Origin of the sequence: Sodalis sp. RH20 (assembly GCF_047324205.1) — a bacterium.
Taxonomy (GTDB): domain Bacteria; phylum Pseudomonadota; class Gammaproteobacteria; order Enterobacterales; family Enterobacteriaceae; genus Acerihabitans.
This window is the reverse complement of sequence record NZ_CP178733.1, coordinates 614716-635124: the sequence shown is the minus strand read 5'-3', so window position 1 is coordinate 635124 and position 20409 is coordinate 614716. Positions and strand designations below refer to the sequence as shown.

The 20409-nt window shown below is 57.9% G+C and carries 17 protein-coding genes; 7 read left to right on the top strand and 10 right to left on the bottom strand.

What is annotated here, in order from left to right; translation table 11 throughout:
* Positions 1-392: 392 nt before the first annotated feature.
* Both ACL2XM_RS02965 and ACL2XM_RS02960 read right to left on the bottom strand, forming a co-directional pair.
* On the bottom strand, positions 393-716 hold the full coding sequence (locus ACL2XM_RS02965; RefSeq protein ID WP_413729751.1) for a DUF202 domain-containing protein: 324 nt from the start codon (positions 714-716) through the stop codon (positions 393-395).
* Positions 713-1114 carry a YidH family protein gene (locus tag ACL2XM_RS02960; RefSeq protein WP_410014255.1) on the bottom strand — a complete coding sequence of 134 codons (402 nt, stop codon included), beginning with the start codon at positions 1112-1114 and terminating at the stop codon, positions 713-715. The genes ACL2XM_RS02965 and ACL2XM_RS02960 overlap by 4 nt, the downstream gene beginning before the upstream one ends.
* 282 nt (positions 1115-1396) lie before the next feature.
* Between ACL2XM_RS02960 and ACL2XM_RS02955 the strand changes: the two genes are divergently transcribed.
* On the top strand, positions 1397-1924 hold the full coding sequence (locus ACL2XM_RS02955) for a hypothetical protein (RefSeq protein WP_410014254.1): 528 nt from the start codon (positions 1397-1399) through the stop codon (positions 1922-1924).
* An 88-nt stretch (positions 1925-2012) separates the two neighbouring features.
* Here the strand turns inward: ACL2XM_RS02955 and ACL2XM_RS02950 are convergent, their stop codons facing one another.
* Positions 2013-3296: an MFS transporter gene (locus tag ACL2XM_RS02950; RefSeq protein WP_410014253.1), complete on the bottom strand. Its 1284-nt coding sequence runs from the start codon at positions 3294-3296 to the stop codon at positions 2013-2015.
* Positions 3297-3841: 545 nt separating this feature from the next.
* On the opposite strand from ACL2XM_RS02950, the gene ACL2XM_RS02945 reads away from it, so the two are divergent.
* Positions 3842-4696 carry an oxidoreductase gene (locus ACL2XM_RS02945; RefSeq protein ID WP_410014252.1) on the top strand — a complete coding sequence of 285 codons (855 nt, stop codon included), beginning with the start codon at positions 3842-3844 and terminating at the stop codon, positions 4694-4696.
* A gap of 165 nt (positions 4697-4861) precedes the next feature.
* The gene (locus ACL2XM_RS02940) at positions 4862-6031 is read left to right on the top strand and encodes an amidohydrolase (RefSeq protein ID WP_410014251.1); all 1170 of its coding nucleotides are present in this window, start codon (positions 4862-4864) and stop codon (positions 6029-6031) included.
* A 1685-nt stretch (positions 6032-7716) separates the two neighbouring features.
* Here the strand turns inward: ACL2XM_RS02940 and cbl are convergent.
* The 4 genes from cbl to ACL2XM_RS02920 all read right to left on the bottom strand — a co-directional run bounded on the left by cbl (position 7717) and on the right by ACL2XM_RS02920 (position 11726).
* Positions 7717-8673, bottom strand: a complete 957-nt coding sequence (gene cbl / locus ACL2XM_RS02935; protein WP_410014250.1) for an HTH-type transcriptional regulator Cbl — start codon at positions 8671-8673, stop codon at positions 7717-7719.
* Positions 8674-8941: 268 nt separating this feature from the next.
* Positions 8942-9652, bottom strand: a complete 711-nt coding sequence (locus ACL2XM_RS02930) for an aspartate/glutamate racemase family protein (RefSeq protein ID WP_410014249.1) — start codon at positions 9650-9652, stop codon at positions 8942-8944.
* Positions 9649-10659 carry a D-cysteine desulfhydrase gene (locus ACL2XM_RS02925; RefSeq protein WP_413723313.1) on the bottom strand — a complete coding sequence of 337 codons (1011 nt, stop codon included), beginning with the start codon at positions 10657-10659 and terminating at the stop codon, positions 9649-9651. Before ACL2XM_RS02925 ends, ACL2XM_RS02930 begins: the two co-directional genes overlap by 4 nt.
* A gap of 35 nt (positions 10660-10694) precedes the next feature.
* The gene (locus ACL2XM_RS02920; protein ID WP_413732270.1) at positions 10695-11726 is read right to left on the bottom strand and encodes a malate/lactate/ureidoglycolate dehydrogenase; all 1032 of its coding nucleotides are present in this window, start codon (positions 11724-11726) and stop codon (positions 10695-10697) included.
* Between the two features lie 292 nt (positions 11727-12018).
* Here ACL2XM_RS02920 and ACL2XM_RS02915 point away from each other — a divergent pair, with 292 nt between their 5' ends.
* From ACL2XM_RS02915 to ACL2XM_RS02900, 4 genes are all read left to right on the top strand, one after another.
* Entirely contained in the window at positions 12019-13023 is a 1005-nt protein-coding gene (locus ACL2XM_RS02915; RefSeq protein WP_410014246.1) for an ABC transporter substrate-binding protein, read from the top strand.
* Between the two features lie 32 nt (positions 13024-13055).
* Entirely contained in the window at positions 13056-13910 is an 855-nt protein-coding gene (locus tag ACL2XM_RS02910) for an ABC transporter ATP-binding protein (RefSeq protein ID WP_413732268.1), read from the top strand.
* A gap of 40 nt (positions 13911-13950) precedes the next feature.
* Positions 13951-14817 (top strand): ABC transporter permease, encoded by an 867-nt coding sequence (locus ACL2XM_RS02905; RefSeq protein WP_413732266.1) that lies wholly within the window; start codon positions 13951-13953, stop codon positions 14815-14817.
* Positions 14818-14878: 61 nt separating this feature from the next.
* Positions 14879-16021, top strand: a complete 1143-nt coding sequence (locus ACL2XM_RS02900) for an iron-containing alcohol dehydrogenase family protein (RefSeq protein WP_410014243.1) — start codon at positions 14879-14881, stop codon at positions 16019-16021.
* On the opposite strand, the gene ACL2XM_RS02895 is transcribed toward ACL2XM_RS02900, so the two are convergent.
* The 3 genes from ACL2XM_RS02895 to ompC all read right to left on the bottom strand — a co-directional run bounded on the left by ACL2XM_RS02895 (position 16003) and on the right by ompC (position 20163).
* Positions 16003-17004 carry an ABC transporter substrate-binding protein gene (locus ACL2XM_RS02895; protein WP_413732264.1) on the bottom strand — a complete coding sequence of 334 codons (1002 nt, stop codon included), beginning with the start codon at positions 17002-17004 and terminating at the stop codon, positions 16003-16005. The genes ACL2XM_RS02900 and ACL2XM_RS02895 overlap by 19 nt on opposite strands.
* A 451-nt stretch (positions 17005-17455) precedes the next feature.
* A complete protein-coding gene (locus ACL2XM_RS02890) occupies positions 17456-18559 on the bottom strand; it encodes a porin (protein ID WP_413723317.1) in 1104 nt (367 codons plus the stop codon).
* A 467-nt stretch (positions 18560-19026) separates the two neighbouring features.
* The gene (ompC, locus tag ACL2XM_RS02885; RefSeq protein WP_413729747.1) at positions 19027-20163 is read right to left on the bottom strand and encodes a porin OmpC; all 1137 of its coding nucleotides are present in this window, start codon (positions 20161-20163) and stop codon (positions 19027-19029) included.
* Positions 20164-20409 lie beyond the last annotated feature (246 nt).

The window sequence follows — 20409 nt, the reverse complement described above, 5'->3', positions numbered from 1 at the left end:
TGACAGGTGAAAGGGAGGTGACTTATGCAAACCAACGACATTACTTTTCTCGCAGCGCTCGCCGTGATTATTATTGGTTTTGTTTCGTTTATGTATGCATGATCGGAGAGGATGACTGGACGATAGAGACAGAGAAGCGCACCGACAACCTTTGCTGTACTCCCTCTTGCGAGGAGGTAAGTGGCCGATGCGCTTTTCTGAGGAAAAAAGCCCCGTCACCGGGGCCGTCAAAAAATGACGTTATCCTTTCCGGCGCTTATCTCCGGCGCTCATGACCCGGGGCCAAGGCGTTAGCTCTGTAAAGGATGATGTGTATATTAAGATTATTCTTAAGACCCTGCAGTGATAAACATCACAGTTCCATAGCATTGCTGGTTATTATGGTTTTTTCCTCAGCCCAGCGCCGACAGCACGGTCATGACACTGACTGACAGCACGGTCAGCATGGTCAGCGCCATCATCCAGCGGCCTTGCCAGGCCGAACGCGTCAGACGGCCATATCCCCACAGCCACATCATGCCCGCCAGGATTAACAATAGCGTTCCGCCGGCCAGCAATAGCCGGTTGCCGCCCGTCGCCGCCGCGCGCAGCAGCAGCAAGGCGTTAACGGCGGCGACGAAAGCGGTGCGCGACCAGGCCAGGCAGGTGCGCTCAGGCTGCAGGCCGGGGTCCGGCGGCGGGGCGCCGCCGGCGCCGGGCAAGAGAGGTCCGCTCATGGCATCAGGATTAGCACGGTCAACGCCAGGGCCACGGCCGCCACAAACAGCGCCATCATCAGCAGCAGAGGGGTCTGCGGCAGGGAAGCGCCGGTGCGCATGGCCAGCTCGCTGGCCGCCCAGCGGCGGTACGCCATGATGCCAAGGCTTGCCGCCATGACGGACAGCAGCACCGCCAGGGCCGCGCGCACCTCATGCGTTCCCAGGCCCAGCGCGAATTGATCGATGCCCACCGCGCCCGCCAGAAAAGCCAGCGCCGTGCGAATCCATGCCAGGAAGGTGCGCTCGTTGGCCAGCGAAAAACGGTAGTCCGGCGGTTTACCCTGCTGCCACCAGCGGCCGCCGCCCTGGGAAGGGAGGGTTTGCGAAGGCGCTTGCTTATCGGTTTGATTGTCCATAACGGCCTGTTAACGGCGCGCGGCGCCGACGGTAAAAAAGTGGTGGAATCGCCCGGGAACAAGATAGCCCAAACCGGCCGGAACCTGAAGCGACACTTTATCCGCGCATGGGTTTTTCCCCGGCGTTTTGCCGGTCAATAAGACATTCACCGCCGCCGTCCTTGCGCAAACGGCGTCATTAGGCCGTTATTTAAGTCATGTGTTCCATTATCATCATTTTCATCTTTCCCTTTTTCCGCGGGATTTCCACAGTGTTCCCCCATGACAGGAGTACCATCGGTAATGAATAATGCTTATTTAAACACACGCTATACCCGTTACGATCATTCGCCGGCGTTTTATCAGGGGAATATCGACCGCTCGTCAATCAACGCACGCTACAACTTCGCCCCCCCCTCCATTCCTTATGGTCCTTATGGACGCACGTCCATCAACTCCACCACGTTTCCCCTTCCTGAAACGGTGAGCAACACGCCGCTGGCCCTCTCTTCCCCCGCGCCCGTGAAGAACGGCATCGCCGGGGCCACGCAGACCGGCACCGGCGTGAGCGCGGGCAAAGCGTCCGCCGCCCGGATCGTGCCGGCCGGCAATCCGACGAAAACCTATCCGCGCTATAAAGCGCCGGTCAATACCAGAAATGCGTCCATGTCCGGCCCGGCGTCATTCACTGAGTATGGCCGCGGCCCCGTACGCGGGGCGGTTGCTCCCCTCTCCCCGCATGACGAACCGCCGCCGCCCTACGCAAAAAAACCGCCGCGGGATAATGCCCTGTCAGGCTGCCTGCCCTGGAGACGAAGTGATAAAAAATAGCAACGTCCCGGCCGGACTGCGGCGCGGGACGTCATCTTTCGCTACAGGGACGTAGGTCCGTCCCGGCATAGTGATTGTCGTTATACCGCTAGACCACAGGCGTTGGCTGCAGCGCCGTTTTATCGGGACGCCCTTTTACCACGGTCCAGACGATAATCATCGCCGTAATTTCGAATATCGACAGCATCAGGAACAGCGGCGAGAAGCCGATAATGCCCACCAGCGCGCCGACCACCAGGGTAAACAAGGTCGAACCGCCCCAGCCTATCATGCCGGTCAGGCCGTTGGCGGTGGCGACTTCATTGCGGCCGAAGAGATCCGAGGACAGCGTAATCAGCGCGCCGGAAAGCGTCTGATGGGCAAAACCGCCGAAGCACAGCATGGCGATGGCGAAATACGGGCTGTGATATAAACCGATAAGCCCGGGGCCAATCATGCACAGCGCGCCGACGGTCACCACCAGCTTGCGCGACACGATAAGCGTAACGCCGAAATGTTTCTGGAAAAAGCCCGGCATATAGCCACCGAGGATACAGCCCACATCGGCAAACAGCAGCGGCATCCAGGCAAACATGGCGATATGCTTTAAATCAAAGCCATAGACTTTCCATAAAAATAACGGTACCCAGGCATTAATCGTGCCCCAGGCCGGCTCGGCTAAAAAGCGCGGAATAGCGATACCCCAGAATTGGCTATCCTTGAGTAATTGGCTTACCGGTACTTTTTGTGTATTGCTGCTGTGATGGCGGGATTCCTGTCCAGCATAAATATATTCCCGTTCTTCAGAGGAGATATTTTTATGTTTATCCGGGGTATTATATAATTTGTACCAACCCACCGCCCAGATTAAACTCACCCCGCCGGTTAACAAAAACGCGAAGTTCCAGCTGTGCACCATAATCGCCCAGGCCACCAGCGGCGGCGCCAGTACGCCGCCGACAGCGGCGCCGGCGTTGAACCAGCCCACGGCGACAGGACGTTCCCTGGCCGGAAACCATTCGGACGAGGCTTTGAGGCCCGCCGGGATCACCGCGGCTTCCGCCATGCCCAGCGCGCCGCGCAGGATACCCAGCGCCACCCAGCTGCCGGCGAAGGCGTGGGCCATATTCAGCACCGCCCAGGCAATGGCGAACAGCAGATAGCCCAACTTGGTGCCCAGCAGGTCCAGGATGTAGCCCGCCACGGGTTGCGTCAGGGTGTAGCAACCTTTGAATATGGCGTCGATATAGGAATATTGCTGCACGGTAAAATGCATCTCTTGCATGATGGTCGGCGCCGCCACTGCCAGCGAATTGCGCGCCAGATAGTTAAGCACGGTGGCCAGCATCACCATTCCGATCATATACCAACGTAAGTTTTTTATTATCCTCATCTTTTACCATCCCAGAGAAATGAAGTGAATATTGAGAGCGCAACTTTGATGATCACAAAAAGAAACAAAAATTCATTTAAATTGAAATACCGTTTCTATTTGACGCGGAGTATATTATCGCCTTTTAGCATTTGGCGTGATTAACCTCACAGAAACTTGAGATTAGGTTTTTTTTCAGCACTTTTTTTTAGTTTTAAAAAAATATTTTACCGGGATATGGATAAATTTTATTGGCGGACCGCCGGCGGGAAAACAAGGCTAAATAATGAAACGGCCGATAAATGATAGCTGCATTACATTATTCCGCCATGATTTAGCGGATGTTGCTTTATTGATTAACAGCACCATTACAAACCCGTCATTATCCGGTAATGATATGGACTGAACGGTTATTTATGGCGCCGGCAGAGCATGCTGGGGGACCGTTTCCCCTCTGTCAGCATCATCCGTCGGTTGCAACCCGGGCCGGGGTATTACACTATGCTAACCAGCTGCTTTGCCGCCTGCGTGTAACGAGGCTCTTATCCTGAACAATCTGGAGAATAATGATGACGCAACACGAAAAACCAGTATGGTTTATTACCGGCTGCTCCACGGGTTTCGGCCGGGAACTGGCCGGCCATACCCTGTCTTTGGGGTATCCGACGGTCGTTACCGCCCGTAATCCGGACCAGGTCAACGATCTGATCGCCGGCCATGAGGATCATGCGCTGGTCTTAACCCTGGACGTCACGCGCCAGGAACAGGTGGACGCCGCCGTGAGCGCCGCGCTGGAAAAGTTCGGCCGTATCGATGTGCTGGTGAACAACGCCGGCATCGGTTATTTCGGTTCGTTCGAAGAGAGTGATATGGACGATGTGCGCCGCATGTTCGATATCAACGTCTGGGGCCTGACCGCCATGACCCGGGCCGTGCTGCCGGCCATGCGCAAGCAGCGCAGCGGCACCGTGGTCAATATCTCCTCCATCGGCGGCATTACCACCTTCCCCTCGCTGAGTTTTTACCACGCCACGAAATTCGCGGTGGAAGCCTTGTCCGAGTCGCTGGCGCAGGAAGTGGAACCCTTGGGCATTAAGGTGCTGATCGTCGAGCCGGGGCCGTTTCGCACCGACTGGGCCGGCCGTTCGGCCAATGAGGCGCCGCAGACCATCGCCGACTATGCCGAAACCGCGCATGCGCGCGCCCGCGTCAGTCGCGATAACAGCGGCAAGCAGCCGGGCGATCCGGTGCGCGCCGTCAAGGCCATCGTCAAGGCGGTGGAAGCCAAGCAGCCGCCGTTGCGTTTACTGCTGGGCAACCCCGCGCTCGAAAACGCCCATAAAAAAATCAAACTCCTGCAGCGGGATTTTGATGGCTGGGCAGACGTCACCCGCGGCGCGGATTTCCCTAAAGACGAGTAACGCCCGGCTCAGCATGCAGAATAAAGGGGGCGGCGGCGGCCCCCTTCCTGCCATCAGACCCGATGGCTATGTAATATAACCGAACAGTATTTACTGCAATTTAACATTAACCGCTAAGATAATTTTTTATCCGATATTCATTATCTCACAAAAGGGTCATACCCTATGTCTGGCAATATTGCTGAAAAATTGATTAGCTGTCGACGCGAACTGCACGCCTATCCCGAATTGTCCAACCAGGAATTCGCCACAACGGAAAGGATCACCCGTTGGCTGACGGAGGCCGGCATCCGGATTTTACCGTTAGCGCTGAAGACCGGCGTGGTGGCCGAAATCGGCAAACAACCCTTTCCCCTGATCGCCCTGCGCGCGGACATCGACGCGCTGCCTATCGATGAAGTTTCCGGCGTGCCGTTCAGTTCGCGCCACGAAGGCGTTATGCACGCCTGCGGCCATGACGTCCATACTTCGGTGATGCTGGGGGCGGCGTTGTTATTAAAAGCGCGCGAAGCCACCCTGCCGGGCACGGTGCGGATATTGTTCCAGCCCGCGGAAGAAAATTTCAACGGCGCCTGCCATTTGATTGACGCCGGCGCGCTGGAGAACGTGTCGGCGGTATTCGGCATGCATAACGCGCCCGAGCTGCCGGTGGGCACCTTTGCCACCCGGCGCGGCGCGTTTTATGCCCATATCGACCGTTTCCAGATTACGGTGACCGGCAAGGGCGCCCATGCGGCCAAACCCGAGCAGGGTATTGATACCATCGTGACCGCCAGCCAGATTGTGAACGCGCTGCAAACCCTGCCGAGCCGGAATTTCAGCTCGCTGGAATCGCTGGTGGTGAGCGTGACGCGTATTCAGGGCGGCAATACCTGGAACGTGCTGCCGCAAACGGTGGAGCTGGAAGGCACCGTGCGTACGCATAATGTGAAGGTGCGTGAGAAAGTGCCGGATATTCTGACCCGGGTGATTGACGGGGTGGCCAGCGCCATGGGCGCGGAGGCGTCGCTGTCGTGGTATCCGGGGCCACCGGCGGTGGTGAATACGCCCTTCTGGGCGGATTTCAGCCAGAGGGTGGCCGCCGACGCCGGTTATCAGGTCCAGGAAGCGGAGCTGCAAATGGGAGGCGAGGATTTTTCCCTGTATCTGCAGCAGGTGCCGGGGACCTTTGTCAGCATCGGTTCGGCCAGCGAATTCGGTCTGCACCATCCGCGGTTTAATCCCGACGAGCAGGTGATTTATCCGGCGGCGGCCTATTTCGCGCGTTTGGCCGATGAGGCGCTGTCCGCGCTGCTAGTGACGCAAACCAGCGCGCAAGCGGCTTCGGTGGATTAACGCCGGGCTGGCGGCACGTTCCCTCTTTAACACGTCTGCTTTGAACCCGGCGAGGGAGGGCATGCCCTGCCGGGGTCCCGATCGGGCGGGAAAGCCGCGACTGATTTAACCTTATAGATAGATGTGCATTCCCTATAACTTGTCGTGGGTAGATGCGGCGATCGCAGTTCTGGCGCGCTTATGCGGCCGTGGATGGGTTAGGTCGCGGCGGTGAGGTTTATGTTGCCGCGGTGGTAAGGTTTATGTTGCCGCGGCGGTGAGGTTTATGTTGCCGCGGCGGTAAGGTTTATGTTACCTCGGCGGGGGTTTCGCTTGCCGTGCGTTCGGCGGTTATATGGAATGCCGGGCGCCGGCAAGCGACAAAGAGGCCGTACCGCGACGGCCTCCTTGACCTCCACGCGCCCGGCAGGTCGCGCGTCGCTGCGCGATGCCTTCCGCCGCCAGTTCCCCCGTTATGCACCGGCCCGGTTAGCGCTCCCGGCGCAACCGGGCCTTTCGCCGCTCCCGGCGGCTCATGCCGGGGGCATAGGCGCCGTCAGCGCGCTTTATGCCGGTCCACATGTCGCTTTCGCACTGCATATTATGAAGCAACAGCGGCGCTGTTGCTTGGGACAGGGTCTGGCATCGGCATATGAGTGACCGTTAGGGGATACAACGGGTATGGAGTGCGGCTGGCACAGCGAAAAGCAAGTCATACAGGCATACAGGTATGCAGTCACGCAGTAAGGCATACATCATTTAGCGTTAAGTTTTAACAGTAAGCATGACGCTTTTAGCTTTTAGCTTTTAGCTTTTAGCTTTTAGCTTTTAGCTTTTAGCTTTTGGCTTTTGGCTTTTGGCTTTTGGCTTTTGGCTTTTGGCTTTTAGCCATCAGACTGCAGACGTTAGCCCAAAATGGATGCTGATATTTTTCCCGGTAAGTACATGCCGCAAGAAACCCAAAAACGCTATTTTACTCACAGGCGATGGTGTTGACCTGGTGCCGGCATAGAGTGCGCCGGCGGCGCGCATCACGGCTGGATGAGCCGCCGGGAGCGGCGAAAGCCCGGATTGCGCCGGGAGCGCATATCGGGCGGTCCAAAAGCCGGGATGGGTGATGTCGGGCACCGCGCAGCGGCGCACGATCTGCCGGACGCGCGGAGGTCAAGGAGGCCGTCGCGGTACGGCCTCTTTGTCGCTTGCCGGCGCCCAGCATTCCATATAACCGCCGAACGCACGGCAAGCGAAACCCTCACCGCGGCAACATAAACCTCGCCACACGCCACAAACGAAGCCTTCGCCGCAGCAGCATAAACCTCGCCACACGCCACAAACGAAGCCTTCGCCGCGGCAACATAAACCTCGCCACACGCCACAAACGAAGCCTTCGCCGCGGCAACATAAACCTCGCCACACGCCCCTTCGCCGCAGTAGCATAAACACGCAAGCGCAACTCGCAAGCGCCCCCCCGGCCAAGGCTGGCCGCTGCAGATTTACATTCAGAAAAAAGGTTTATCTCTCTATGTCATTGCGTGCTACACACAGCAGCCAGGTGACAAGATCACCAGATCATTACCGGCCGAAACACTGAACTTGCGCGACGGTGACTCGGGCGGGCGGGAAAACCATGCCCCATTCGCCCCATAGGCACGCACTTCCCTCAACACCTTTGCGCGACGTTGACGGGCCGGGCGGTGCGCCCGGGGTTAGATTTGATAATCCAGCGCGGTCTCGAGAGCGTGAGGCGAAAGCACCTGTTCCTCGATTTCGGTCAGGGACAGCTGGGGGTTGCAAAGCTGGATAAAGCGCCAGGCGTATTTGCGCTGCAGCTGGCCGCGTTTTACCCCCAACCATACGGTGCTGGCTTCGAACAGATGCTCGGCGTTGAGGCTGACCAGGCCGGTATCGCGCTCGCGATTGTAGGACATGTCCGCCAGCAGGCCGACGCCGAGTCCCAGCTCGACATAGGTTTTGATAACATCGGAATCCTGGGCGCTGAGCACCACCTCCGGCTTCAGCCCCGCGGCCTGGAAAGCCACGTCCAGCCTGGAGCGGCCGGTGATGCCGCGCCGGTAGGTAACCAGCGGATATTCGCTGAGGGTTTCCAGCGTTATGTCACCCGCCTGCGTCAGCGGGTGGCCTTCCGGTACCAGTACCGTATGATGCCAGCTGTAATAAGGAAACGCCGCCAGTTGATCTTCGCCCATCAGCTTTTCACTGGCAATGCCCACGTCCGCTTCGCCGGATTGCAGCATGGAAACAATCTCCTCCGGGCTGCCCTGGTTCAGCACCAGGCGCACGCGCGGATACAGCGCGCGAAACTCCTTGATCACCGCCGGCAGGCTGTAGCGCGCCTGGGTATGGGTGGTAACAATGGAAAGTTCGCCTGAATCATTATTGGCAAAAACATCGGCGATGCGCCGAATATTATTGGCGTCGCTTAATATACGTTCCGCCACTACCAGCAGGGCTTTACCCGGTTCCGTCATGCCGATTAAACGTTTACCGCGGCGGATAAAAATTTCCACGCCCAGCTCTTCTTCCAGTTCACGAATATGGCGGCTGACGCCGGACTGGGAGGTAAATAACATACTGGCCACGTCAGTCAGGTTATAATTGCACCGGGCGGATTCCCGAATAATACGTAGTTGCTGAAAGTTCACGCGACGCCCCTCCTTTATCTTTAATATGGCTATATTCATACCGAGTAATAGCTAAAGGGACAAATAAGAAAAAACGGTAACTTATAGTTTTTTATACTAAGGAAAAACGCGGTAACACTTTAACGCGGGAAAATAATAAAAAGACAGGCTTAACAGTAGGTTAAATTTTATCTTTTTTGGCCGAACGCTGTCGCCCGGCTACGGCTTCACGCGTGCGGCGGCTAAAGCAAAAATTTTTCTAAGCTTTTGCCTTTAGCCGCTAAGTCAATCAGGCGCCGTCGCGGTACGCCAGCCAATGCCGGACGGCGGCCCGGGCCAGCGCCCGGGTCGGGTCAACGCTTACCGACCGCCAGGGTGAGTCGATGGCCGCAAAGGCCGGCGGCACCTCGGTGCAGGCCAGGATCAGGCGTGCGGCGCCACGCGCCGCCAGCGCCTGCGCAAGACGAGACAATAGCTCGCCGCCGCCGCGCAGATCGCCGCGTTTTACCGCATAGCAGCCGGGCACAAACCATTCCCGCATCTCCTGCGGCAGCGGCGTCAGCGTTTCGCCGCCCAGCGCGGCGATGCGCTGCTGGAACCAGCCGGCGTCCAGCGTGCCCTGCGTGGCGATGAGCCCTATCCGTTCGCCCCGCTCCGGACGCAGGCTGTCCAGCGTGGCGTCGGCAATATGCAGCAGCGGCGCACGGCTGGCCGCCGCCAGCTCGCCATACCAGTGGTGGGCGGTATTGCAGGCGATAAGGATATGGCTGGCGCCGGCGCCGTTGAGCCGGCGCACGCCGTGCAGTAGCTGCGGCAGCGGCGACGGACCGGTGCCGGCCAGCGCCTGCTGCCGGTCGGCGACTTGCGGTACGTTCCAGGCCACCACCGGCGCATGCTGCTGATCGCTGTGCGCGGGGGTTTCCTCGATGATTTTCTGCATCAGGTCGACGGTGGCCAGCGGCCCCATCCCCCCCAGGATCCCCAGCAGGAAACGGCTCATTGCTGCGACTGCTCCAGCAATTGGCGATAGCCGAACAGTCCCGCCGAGCCGCCGGTATGGATAAAGACCACATTCTCACCCGGCTTGAACTGCCCCTGGCGAATCAGGTCGATCAACCCCGCCATACCCTTGCCGGTATAGACCGGGTCGAGCAAGATGCCCTCGAGCTGCGCCAGCAGGCGCAGGGCTTCCAGGGTACCGTCGGTGGGCAGGCCGTACCCTTCCCCCACATAATCGCTGTTGACCTTGATGCGATCGCGGGGCAGTTCGCCGCGCGCGCCAAGCAATTGCCAGGTGCGGGAGGCCAGCGCATAGACATTTTCTTCCTGTTTGGCCTTGGGGGCGCGCACGCTGATGCCCAGCACCGGAATGCCGCTGTTGCTGGCTTCCAGCCCGCTGACCAGGCCCGCCTGGGTGCCGGTGCTGCCGGTGGCGTGGACGATATGATCAATGCGCAGCCGCTGTTGGCTTGACTGGTAAAGCAGTTCCTCGGCGCAGGCCGCATAGCCCAGCGCGCCGATGGGATTGGAGCCGCCGCCCGGGATGACGTACGGCCGGTGGCCCTGGGCGCGCAGGGTGTCGGCTAGCCGTTCCATGGCCGCCTGCATATCGCTGCCGGCCGGCAGATGTTCTACGATGGCGCCGCCAAGCAGGTTATCCAGCAGGATATTGCCGGAGCGTTGGTAATCTTCGCCGAACCGGTCCACCCGCGTTTCCAGCAGAACCTGCGTTTTCAGGCCAAGTTTGGCGGCGCCGGCAATGGTCTGGCGGACATGATTGGATTGGGTCGCCCCCTGGGTTATCACCACGTCGGCCTCCTGGCGTACCGCGTCGGCCAGCAGGAATTCCAGTTTGCGCGTTTTGTTGCCGCCGCTCGCCAGGCCGGTGTTGTCGTCGCGTTTGATATACAGGGTCGGACCGCCGAGGTAGCGGCTTAAATTGGGCAAGGCTTCCAACGGGGTGGGAAACTGCCCCAGGGTCAGACGGGGAAAACGGGCCAGATGCATAATATTTTTCCTGGATTGAGAGCGAGAATGAACAATCAGAGTGTCGCGGCGCCGGGGGTTGCCAGCGCCGCCAGTTGCCGCCAGCTGGTCTCATCGATAAATAGGCCCTGGCTGAGGCGTTGTTGATATTTTTCCTGCTCGGCGTCGCCGGGCAATAATAAGGCGTTGTCGTCGCGGGAGCTGCGCACCCAATCGAGCAAGCCGGCGATTTCCCGGCGATAGCTGTCGGCGCCGCCCAGTTTTTCCGGGTCGATAACGATCGACAGCATGCTGTTGAGGATGCGCTGCTTATCCCGGTTGTCATGGCGCTCGGTCATGCCGCCGGTCAGCGCCGCGCCGAGGAGCGAGCAAACCACCGACAGGCCCGACCCTTTATGCTGGCCGAACGGCAGCAGCGCGCCGAAGGGTTCGGTCATCAGCCAGCGCGGGTCGACGGCGGGCTGCCCTTTATCATCGACGATGCATCCCGGCGCCAACGGCTGGCCGGCATTCCAGGCCAGCCGCGCCTTATTGCCGGCGATAATGCTGGTGGCGAAATCCAGGATCAGCGGATGCCCCCCCGCCACCGGAATGCCGACGCAAAACGGGTTGGTGCCCAGGCGCGGCTGCACCCCCTCCCAGGGCATCACCGGCGAACGGCTGTTGACATTGGCAAAGTGGATGGAGACCAGCCCGGCCTGCGCCGCCTGTTCCGCCCAGGCGCCGATGCGTCCCAGATGGTGGGCGTCGGCCAGGCCGATAACCGCGACACCGTATTCCCCGGCGCGCCGTATGCCGGCATCCATGGCCTGGCGCCCCACCACCTGGCCGAACCCCTGGCCGCCGTTGAAAGACAGCACGGCGCCCGCGTCAAGGGTGACGGTGGCGCGGGCATCGGGATGCAGTCCGCCTTCGGCGATGGCGGCGATATAGCGCGGCAACATGGTCACGCCGTGGGAGTCATGCCCTTTCAGGCAGGCGTCCACCAGATTATCCGCCACCATGGCGGCCACGTCAGGCGCGACCTTGATATCCGTCAGCCGGGCGGCGACATAGTCGCGCAAAAAGGAATGCTGGAAAAGCGGCACGTTATATTCTCCTGGCGTTGCACGGCGCCCTGTTTATTGCCATGAACATCATGCTTAATCGTTGCCGCCACTATATCGCCGAAGAACTTTCCACCCAAAGACAACAATTAACTATCGATAGACGTAAAATGACTTTAGGTTATTATCGTTTATTGCCATTAATGCACTAAGCAAAGTTAAATAATGCATAAACATCTGCTTCTAATTTATTCCAAAAAACGATTTAACAATTATCACCGCATCACTTTATGATGGCGGGAATCATTTTCTTCTCTATTCTGGGATAACATTAATGAATGTTTTGTTCAAAGGTATCGGCATCATTGCCGCCTGCGGTATTTTCCTGGGCAGCGTCCCGGCGCGGGCGGAAGGCACCATCAGCATCGCGCAGCAGTTCGGCATCGGCTATCTGATCCTTGATGTGGTGCGCGACCAGCAGCTGATTGAAAAGCACGGCAAAGAGCAGGGCCTGGATATCAAAGTGGACTGGCACAGCATTTCCGGCGCCACGGCGATGAACGAAGCGTTGCTGACCGGCGCGCTGGACGTGGCCTCCGCCGGGGTGCCGCCGGCGCTGACCGTTTGGGACCGCACCCGCGGCAAACAGAATGTCAAGGCGGTGGCCGCTCTCGGCTCGATGCCCAATTACCTGCTGAGCAATAATCCGGCGGTGAAAAGCGTCAGCGACCTGAGCGATAAAGACCGGATCGCCGTCCCCGCCGCCGGGGTAGGGTTTCAATCCCGCACCCTGCAAATTGAAACCGCGCGCCTGTTCGGCAACGCGGAATATAAAAAATACGACAGCATTACCCTGAGCCTGCCGCATCCCGACGCGACCAGCGCGCTTATCTCGGGCGGCGCGGAAATTACCGCGCATTTTTCCAGCCCGCCGTTTCAGTACCAGGCGCTGGAACATGCCAATATCCACAAAATACTGAGCTCCTACGATGTGCTGGGCGGCAAAGGCACGTTTAACCTGCTGTACGCCACCGAAAAATTCCATGACGAAAACCCGAAAACCTATAAGGCGTTTTTTGACGCCCTGGCCGAGGCGGAGCAGATCATCAAAGCCGATAAAAACGCGGCGGCCAAGACCTATATTCGCGTAGAGCAATCCCATCTGCCGCTGGAGCTTATCGAGAAAATTGTCAACGATCCGGAAAATGACTTTACCATCGCGCCGCAGAAAACCTTTGTCTACGCGGAAAAACTGCATGAACTCGGCATCCTGAAAAACAGCGCCGGCTCGTGGAAGGATTACTTCTTCCCCGAAGCCTACGCCCTGCCCGGCAGTTGAATCCGGGCTTCCGGTTAAAAGGAAAACGCACCATGACATTACATATCCAGCAGGCTCCGGATAACGCGCCGCTGTTGCGGGTAGGCGCTTTGAACCTGGAATACCGCACGCGCCAGCGCGTGGTGCGGGCCACCCATGATGTCAGTTTTGATGTCTTCCCGGCCGATCGTTTTGTGTTGCTGGGGCCGTCGGGCTGCGGCAAATCGAGTCTGCTGAAAGCCGTGGGGGGTTTTTTGCCCGCGGTCGGCGGCAGCATTCTGCTGGACGGCGAACGCGTCACGCAGCCCGGGCCGGACCGGCTGATGGTGTTTCAGGAGTTCGATCAGCTGCCGCCCTGGAAAACCGTGCTGGAAAACGTCATGTTCCCGCTGCTGGCGAGCGGCAAGGCCCGGCGGCCCGAAGCCCGTGAACGCGCCGGGTATTTTCTCGACAAGGTGGGGCTGACGGCGTTTGCCGATGCTTATCCCCATACCCTGTCGGGCGGCATGAAACAACGGGTCGCCATCGCCCGGGCGCTGGCGATGGAGCCGAAGGTACTGCTGATGGACGAACCTTTCGCCGCCCTCGACGCCCTGACCAGGCGCAAAATGCAGGAGGAATTGCTGGCGCTGTGGGAAGAGGTGCGCTTTACCCTGCTGTTCGTTACCCATTCCATTGAGGAAGCGCTGGTGGTCGGCAGCCGCATCCTGCTGCTGTCGCCCCATCCAGGACGGGTGCGCGCGGAGATGAACAGCCATCAGTTCGGCATCAACGACTTCGGCGGCAGCGATTTCCAGCAGGCCGCGCGCCGCATCCACGACCTGTTATTCAGCGATCCGACGGCGTCCCAGACCGATCGCGCGGTCGCGGACAAACCACGGTTTAAAGTGGTCGGCGGCGCGCGATGATCATTTTTAGCCCTAAGCCATACCGTCAGGAAGCGTTGCCATGACCAAAAATCCTCCGATACGCCCCGAATATCAGCGGGATCTGCCGCCGATAGCCGAACTGAGCCTGGCTACGCCGCTGCCCTGGTCGACACGGCTGTGGAATCTTACCTGGCTGCGCAAAACGGCCATCCTGCTGGTGCTGATAGCGCTGTGGGAAATCGCCGCCCGGTGGCAAAACAACGATCTGCTGCTGCCCGGCTTTATCCAGACCTTTACCGCCTTTACCCAGGATATGGCCAGCGGCGAACTGCCGGCCAAGATCGGCCTGTCGCTGGGCACCCTGATCAAGGGCTACGCCATCGGCACCGTGCTTGCGCTGGCGTTAAGCTCGCTGGCGGTATCGACCCGTCTCGGCCGGGATATATTAAGCACCCTGACCTCGATGTTTAATCCTTTGCCCGCCATCGCGCTGCTGCCGCTGGCGCTGCTGTGGTTCGGCCTGGGGGAAAACAGCCTGATTTTCGTGCTGGTGCATTCGGTGATGTGGCCGATGGCGGTGAATACCTATACCGGTTTCCTCGGGGTCTCCGATACGCTGCGCATGACCGGCCGCAATTACGGACTGCGCGGTCTGCGCTACGTCTGGCATATCCTGATTCCCGCCGCCCTGCCCTCGATTCTGTCCGGCCTGAAAATCGGCTGGGCTTTTGCCTGGCGCACCCTGATTGCCGCCGAGCTGGTGTTCGGCGCGTCGAGCGGCAAGGGCGGGCTGGGCTGGTATATTTTCCAGAACCGCAACGAACTCTTTACCGATCGGGTTTTTGCCGGGCTGATTTCGGTGATCATTATCGGCTTACTGGTGGAAGGCCTGATTTTCACCACCCTCGAGCGCGTCACCGTCAAGCGCTGGGGCATGCAGAAATAGCGCGGGGCATCCACCCTATAAACCCACGCCGGCCGGGCCGGCTGGCAAGGAGAGACATATCGTGATTGTGGTTAAAGCACCCCAGAATTACCTTAACGAAGCCGGACTGATTAACCGCATCGGCGACTACGTCGCGCCAATAACGCGCGAACGGGTGATGATCATTACCAGCCCGCGCGCCTGGCAGGCAACGCAGCCGGCGCTGGAAGCCAGCTTCAGCGCCCACGGTATCGGTTTCCAGCGCTATTTTTTACAGGGCGAATGTACCCGCGCCACTATCGCCGCCTTCAGCGCCCAGGCGCAGGCCCAGGACATCAGGCTGGTTATCGGCGTCGGCGGCGGTAAAGTGCTGGACACGGCCAAGGGTATCGCCGAATCCTGCGGACAACTGCCGCTTATCACCGTGCCAACCATCGCCGCCACATGCGCCGCCTGGTCGCCGATTTCGGTGCTATACACCGAGGCCGGCGGCCATCTGAACTCCATGCCGTTGCAGCGCACCCCGGAATGGGTGCTGGTGGACAGCGCGATTATCGCCGCCACGCCGGTGCGCTACCTGAAGGCCGGTATTGTGGACGCGCTGGCCAAATGGTATGAGTTCGAGCCTTACCTGCGCCGGGACGACAGCAGCCTGTCGCTGGTGCTCAAGGCGCAGGCGGCAAAACTGGCGCTGGATATATTTGAGCAGTCGGGCGCGCAGGCGCTGGCCGATAATGAGGCCGGCCTGGCCACGCCGGTGCTGGCCAGGGTATTGGACGGGGTGATTGCCCTGGCCGGCATGGCCAACAGCATGCGCGATGAAATTCCCCGTATCGGCGTCGCCCACGCCGTGCACAACAGCATGACCTACCATCCCGATCTGCACGGATTTTTGCATGGCGAACTGGTGGGATTCGGGCTGGTGGTACAGTCCTATCTGGACGACGACCGGCCGGACAGCCTGGCGGCGCAGGCCCATTTATTGCAGTTGCTGACGCTGTTTTCCACGCCGCTCACCCTGCGGCAGCTGGGCATCACCGACGCGATTGACCAGCGCATTAAACAGATTGCGCTGGGGGTGAAAATTTCGGCGGACAACGCCGCGCGGCTGCCCTTTGCGCTGGGGACGGAGCGCATCGAGCGGGCGCTGGCCAAAACCGCCGGCGGGGACGCGCCGCGCGACGGGGTTGCCTCGCCGAAGCCGGCTTATTCCTGCGGCAGGTAGTCGTTGGTATAGTACTGAGCGGCGGGCAGCTTCTGCTTGACAATGCCAAGGCTGGTAACGGCGCTCAGCAGCGCGCTCCAGGCGCTATCGTCCAGCCTGAGCTGGTCCTTGCCCGGTTTGCCCAGTATCGCCATGGTGTCCTGCCACTGCTGTTTCACGAAGGCGGGATCATAGGCTTTACTGTACTGGGCGGCAAAAGCCGCCGTGCCTTCGTCGGGGTGCTCGATGGCATAACGGATGCTTTTGGCGGTGGCACGCATAAAGGCCTTGGCCAGCTGCGGATTCTTATTAAGCCACTGCTGGTTGCCGGCGAACATAAAGATCGGCGTATCGGGCACGCCGTGCGCCGTAGCCGCCAGGTACTCCGGCTTTTTGCCGGTGGTGACGGCTATTTCCGTCCCTTCGGCGTTGGTGATGCCGGTGGTGGCGTCCACCCGGTTTTGCAGCAGCAGCGGCACGGTATCATCCGCGGCGGCAACCATCTGCACGTCGTCAAGCGTCATGCCGGCGCTTTTCAACATCAGCGACAGCTGCGCCTTGGTCCAGGCGTCATTATAGATGCCGATTTTTTTACCCTTCAGTTCAGCGACGGTTACCGGCTTACCCTGCGGCGTAAAAATCCCCCAGTTATTGCCGCTGCCGTAACGGCCGATGGCGATGACCGGGGCGCCTTGCTCCTTGGCGAAAATGATGTCCATCACCGTGGTAAACGCCACGTCGGCACGGCCGGTGCCGAGAAATTTCATGGTATCGGCCACCGTGGGCGGCGCGACGATATTCAGGTCAATCCCCTCTTCCAGATAAAAACCCTTGGCTTTACCCAGCGTCCAGGGGATCCAAAAGCCGTCCGCCACCGGCCATTCCTGGACAAAGGTCACTTTGGCCGGCGCCTGGGCGGCCTGGATGGAAAAAGCGGTGACCGACAGCGCCAGCACGGCGGCCGCGCCTAACGCCGCATGACGAAATAATGCAGATAATGTCATAAATCATTTCCCTTAAGCCATGATGGGCAAGTGATAACCGATCCCCGAGGGGGCAGGCAGGCACGGGCAGGTAATGCGGAATCAGCCGCGCCATCTATGTAGAATAGTGGAAGCGAAACAGTATTGTTGTTGTTTTTTCAACTGTTATACAGAATGCTCCGATGGCGGCCCAGGGTAAATTCCCGCAAAATCACTTTTTGTAAGTGTAATAGAGGGCAAAGACAATGCAGAATTTGATTCTCATCGCCGTATTGCTCGGCATTGCGATATTTTCATTGGTTATGGCAGTTAAAGATACGCGGAAGAAATCGCTAATTCGCCAGCGGCACCGTTAGCGCCTGGCCATGGCGGGCCTCAGCGCCCCTGAGTCCGCCCACAGGCGGAACGCGGGCAGGACAGGCAGCCTGCCGTCCTGCCGCCGCTCCGGCGGGCGTTGCCAACCCAGCCTTGCTCAGAACTGATACGTCAGCCCCGCCGCAACGATATTCCCCCGATGAATTTCAGCTTCCTGAGTAAAGGTATTGCCGCCCAGCAGGTTGATTTTATAATCAATATGGGTCGCCAAATTCTTGTTGAAATTATAGGTGGCGCCGATATCGATAAACTTTTGCAGATCCTGGCGCCCGTATTTTTCAATATTGCGCCCCGTGGTCCAGAGATAGGCCAGCGACGGCGTAAGACCGAAATCAAACATATACTGCGCCACCATTTCCAGAGTTTGCGCCTTATGCGCAAAGCCGCTGACTTTTTTATCATCCTTGAATTCGCCGAACCGCACCAGATTATAGCTTTGGGTATACATCACCGCCAGGTACAGGTTTTTGTCGTCATATTTGAGCGCACCCGAATAGGCGTTAACCCTGCCGTCGCCGCCGCCATAGGCCAGTTTCCTCTGGCCTTCGGTGCGGCTGGCGCTGCTGAACGCGCCGGCGGCGCTTAAACCCCGGCCCAAATCATAACCCAGGGACATGCCATAACCATTGCCGTTGGCCGCGCCGCGGCCGCGGCCCTCGCCTTTCTTTTTGCCGGCGGCGTTGGCGCCCTGGTATTGCAGCGCGACGTCAAGCCCGTCCACCAGGCCGAAGAAGCCCGTATTACGGTAGGTGGCCAGGTTGCTCGCCCGCTGGGCGAGATAACCGTCGGCCTGGAAAAAACCGCCAAACTCCGGCAGCTTATCGGTGTAGGAAAGTACATCGTACAGGACGCCCCAGTTGCGACCGTAATCGAACGAGCCATAATCGCCGTACTTCAGCCCCACGAAACCCAAACGGGTGGTGCTGTCCCGTGATTCGTCCTTTTCACCCCGGGCCAGTTGCGCCTGGTATTGCCATTCGGCATAACCGGTAAGCAGATCGTTGACCTGGGTTTCACCGCGAAAACCGAAGCGCATATATGATTCATCACTATCGGAACTATTATTTTTAAAATAATGCACTCCAGCCAAAGTACCGTTTAAATGCAGCTTCTGACCGTCCCGATTGTAGATCTCGGCTGCGCCCGCCGCGCCGGTAAAAACTAATGCCGGCATCAGGGCATAATTAAGACGTAGTTTCATTATAATATCCTCGGTGTATAAAATTATTGCAGCACTGCCAGATAAATAATCCTGTTTTCGGCAGGGAAAAATGATCCGCTAAAAAAATGGATTTTGACATGAGCCGCGATAATACCTAATCGAATTTTGCTATTCAACCACAGGAAATGGATATTAAAGCAGCAATATAAATAGAGGATAAATGAGAGTGGGTTTTTATTTATTGACCAATACGGGATAAATATTTTTAAAATTAATTTTTAATTCGTTAAATATCAAATAGTTAAAATAATATCATATTTTTTGCGTTCGAATCAAACAGCGCGCAAAGAGAAATTAAATTATTTTATTATCGAGCTAATATATTTATATATCTCTGTTTTTCACATCGCGGCCAATGCGTGTTGTTTATGATTTATTTAATTCAACCGCCGGAATAATGCCCCATAACGGGAAAGGGCGCGCCCGCCCCCTTTCCCGCACGCTGCTTAGAATTGATACACCAGGCCTACCGCCACCACATCGTCGGTATTAATACCGGCGGCATCGGTAAAGTTATTGTCGTCCATCAAATTGATCTTGTAATCAACATAGGTGGACATATTTTTATTAAAGTAATAACTGGCGCCCAGGTCGACAAACTTCACCAAATCTTCATTTTGATAGGTATTGTTGTCGCCGGCGCGGCCAAGATCCTTGCCCCGGGTCTGGTTATAACCCACGAACGGCACCAGTCCGAAATCAAACTTATAATCCGCATAGGCTTCGAAGCTTTGCGCTTTGTTGGCGTAGCCGTACACGCTTGAGTCGCTGGAACCGAAAGGCGCCGCGTTATAGGACTGGGTAAACATGACCGCCACGTAAACCTGGTTGGCATCGTATTTTAACCCGCCCGAGTAGCCTTCCGCGCGGTCCCCGCGTCCCATAATGGTATTGTAATTGCGCGCGCCGTTCTGGTCGTCGGTACGTTTCGAGTTAAAAAAGGCCCCCGCCGCGCTGACGCCCATGCCGAGATCGTAGCTTAGGGACATGCCGTAGCCTTCGCCGTTTTGTCCCAATACATCGCGCCCGTTTGCCGATTCTTCCGGGTCGGCATTCTTGCCCTGATACTGCAGGGCGAATTTCAGGCCATCCACCAGGCCAAAGAAGTTGTTATTGCGATAGGTCGCCACGCCGCTGGTGCGCTGGAACATAAATTGATCGGCGCCATAGGTGGAACCGTCAAACTCAGGCTGCAAATCGGTAAAGGCGGCGACATCGTACAGCACGCCGTCATTACGGCCATAGTCAAACGAGCCGTAGTCGCCGAATTTCACCCCGGCGAAACCATAGCGGGTGTGGTCGCCGTCGGTAGAATCGCTGCCTTCGGTATTGTTGGCCTTGATTTCATATTCCCACTGGCCGTAGCCGGTGAGCTGGTCATTGATCTGCGTTTCGCCTTTGAAGCCGATACGGGTGTAGGTTTTGTCGCCGTCGTTGCCGTCATTATCGGAAAAGTAGTGTAAACCATGCAGTGAGCCGTACAGATCCAGTTTATTGCCGTCTTTATTGTAGATTTCTGCCGCGCCGGCCGAACCGGCGGCCAGCAATGCGGGTATGAGCAGGGAGAGAACGTGAAGTTTCATTCTTTTATCCTCAAATATTTATTATCTTTGGCCACCATTGTTTTGGGTGCTTACAGGATTTATTACGCCTCGATAAGCCATTTCATTTTGCGTTAAATGCATTTTTATACTAGCGATAAAATGATACCAAGTGGCTTACAATGTTTCAAAATGCAAGGGTTATATTTAGTCATGTTTCCCGAAGGGAACTTATCCCATTTTCACCCGTCATCCGGCGGCGTTCCCCAGATGAAAATGTCGACAAAA

What these genes read in the sequence shown, in the direction of transcription:
- ACL2XM_RS02950 (WP_410014253.1), bottom strand. Translation starts at nt 3,296, where the DNA reads ATGAGGATAATAAAAAACTTACGTTGGTATATGATCGGAATGGTGATG.
- ACL2XM_RS02965 (WP_413729751.1), bottom strand. Translation starts at nt 716, where the DNA reads ATGAGCGGACCTCTCTTGCCCGGCGCCGGCGGCGCCCCGCCGCCGGAC.
- ACL2XM_RS02910 (WP_413732268.1), top strand. Translation starts at nt 13,056, where the DNA reads ATGACATTACATATCCAGCAGGCTCCGGATAACGCGCCGCTGTTGCGG.
- ACL2XM_RS02925 (WP_413723313.1), bottom strand. Translation starts at nt 10,659, where the DNA reads ATGCATCTGGCCCGTTTTCCCCGTCTGACCCTGGGGCAGTTTCCCACC.
- ACL2XM_RS02945 (WP_410014252.1), top strand. Translation starts at nt 3,842, where the DNA reads ATGATGACGCAACACGAAAAACCAGTATGGTTTATTACCGGCTGCTCC.
- ompC (WP_413729747.1), bottom strand. Translation starts at nt 20,163, where the DNA reads ATGAAACTTCACGTTCTCTCCCTGCTCATACCCGCATTGCTGGCCGCC.
- ACL2XM_RS02915 (WP_410014246.1), top strand. Translation starts at nt 12,019, where the DNA reads ATGAATGTTTTGTTCAAAGGTATCGGCATCATTGCCGCCTGCGGTATT.
- ACL2XM_RS02930 (WP_410014249.1), bottom strand. Translation starts at nt 9,652, where the DNA reads ATGAGCCGTTTCCTGCTGGGGATCCTGGGGGGGATGGGGCCGCTGGCC.
- ACL2XM_RS02890 (WP_413723317.1), bottom strand. Translation starts at nt 18,559, where the DNA reads ATGAAACTACGTCTTAATTATGCCCTGATGCCGGCATTAGTTTTTACC.
- ACL2XM_RS02940 (WP_410014251.1), top strand. Translation starts at nt 4,862, where the DNA reads ATGTCTGGCAATATTGCTGAAAAATTGATTAGCTGTCGACGCGAACTG.
- ACL2XM_RS02905 (WP_413732266.1), top strand. Translation starts at nt 13,951, where the DNA reads ATGACCAAAAATCCTCCGATACGCCCCGAATATCAGCGGGATCTGCCG.
- ACL2XM_RS02955 (WP_410014254.1), top strand. Translation starts at nt 1,397, where the DNA reads ATGAATAATGCTTATTTAAACACACGCTATACCCGTTACGATCATTCG.
- ACL2XM_RS02960 (WP_410014255.1), bottom strand. Translation starts at nt 1,114, where the DNA reads ATGGACAATCAAACCGATAAGCAAGCGCCTTCGCAAACCCTCCCTTCC.
- ACL2XM_RS02895 (WP_413732264.1), bottom strand. Translation starts at nt 17,004, where the DNA reads ATGACATTATCTGCATTATTTCGTCATGCGGCGTTAGGCGCGGCCGCC.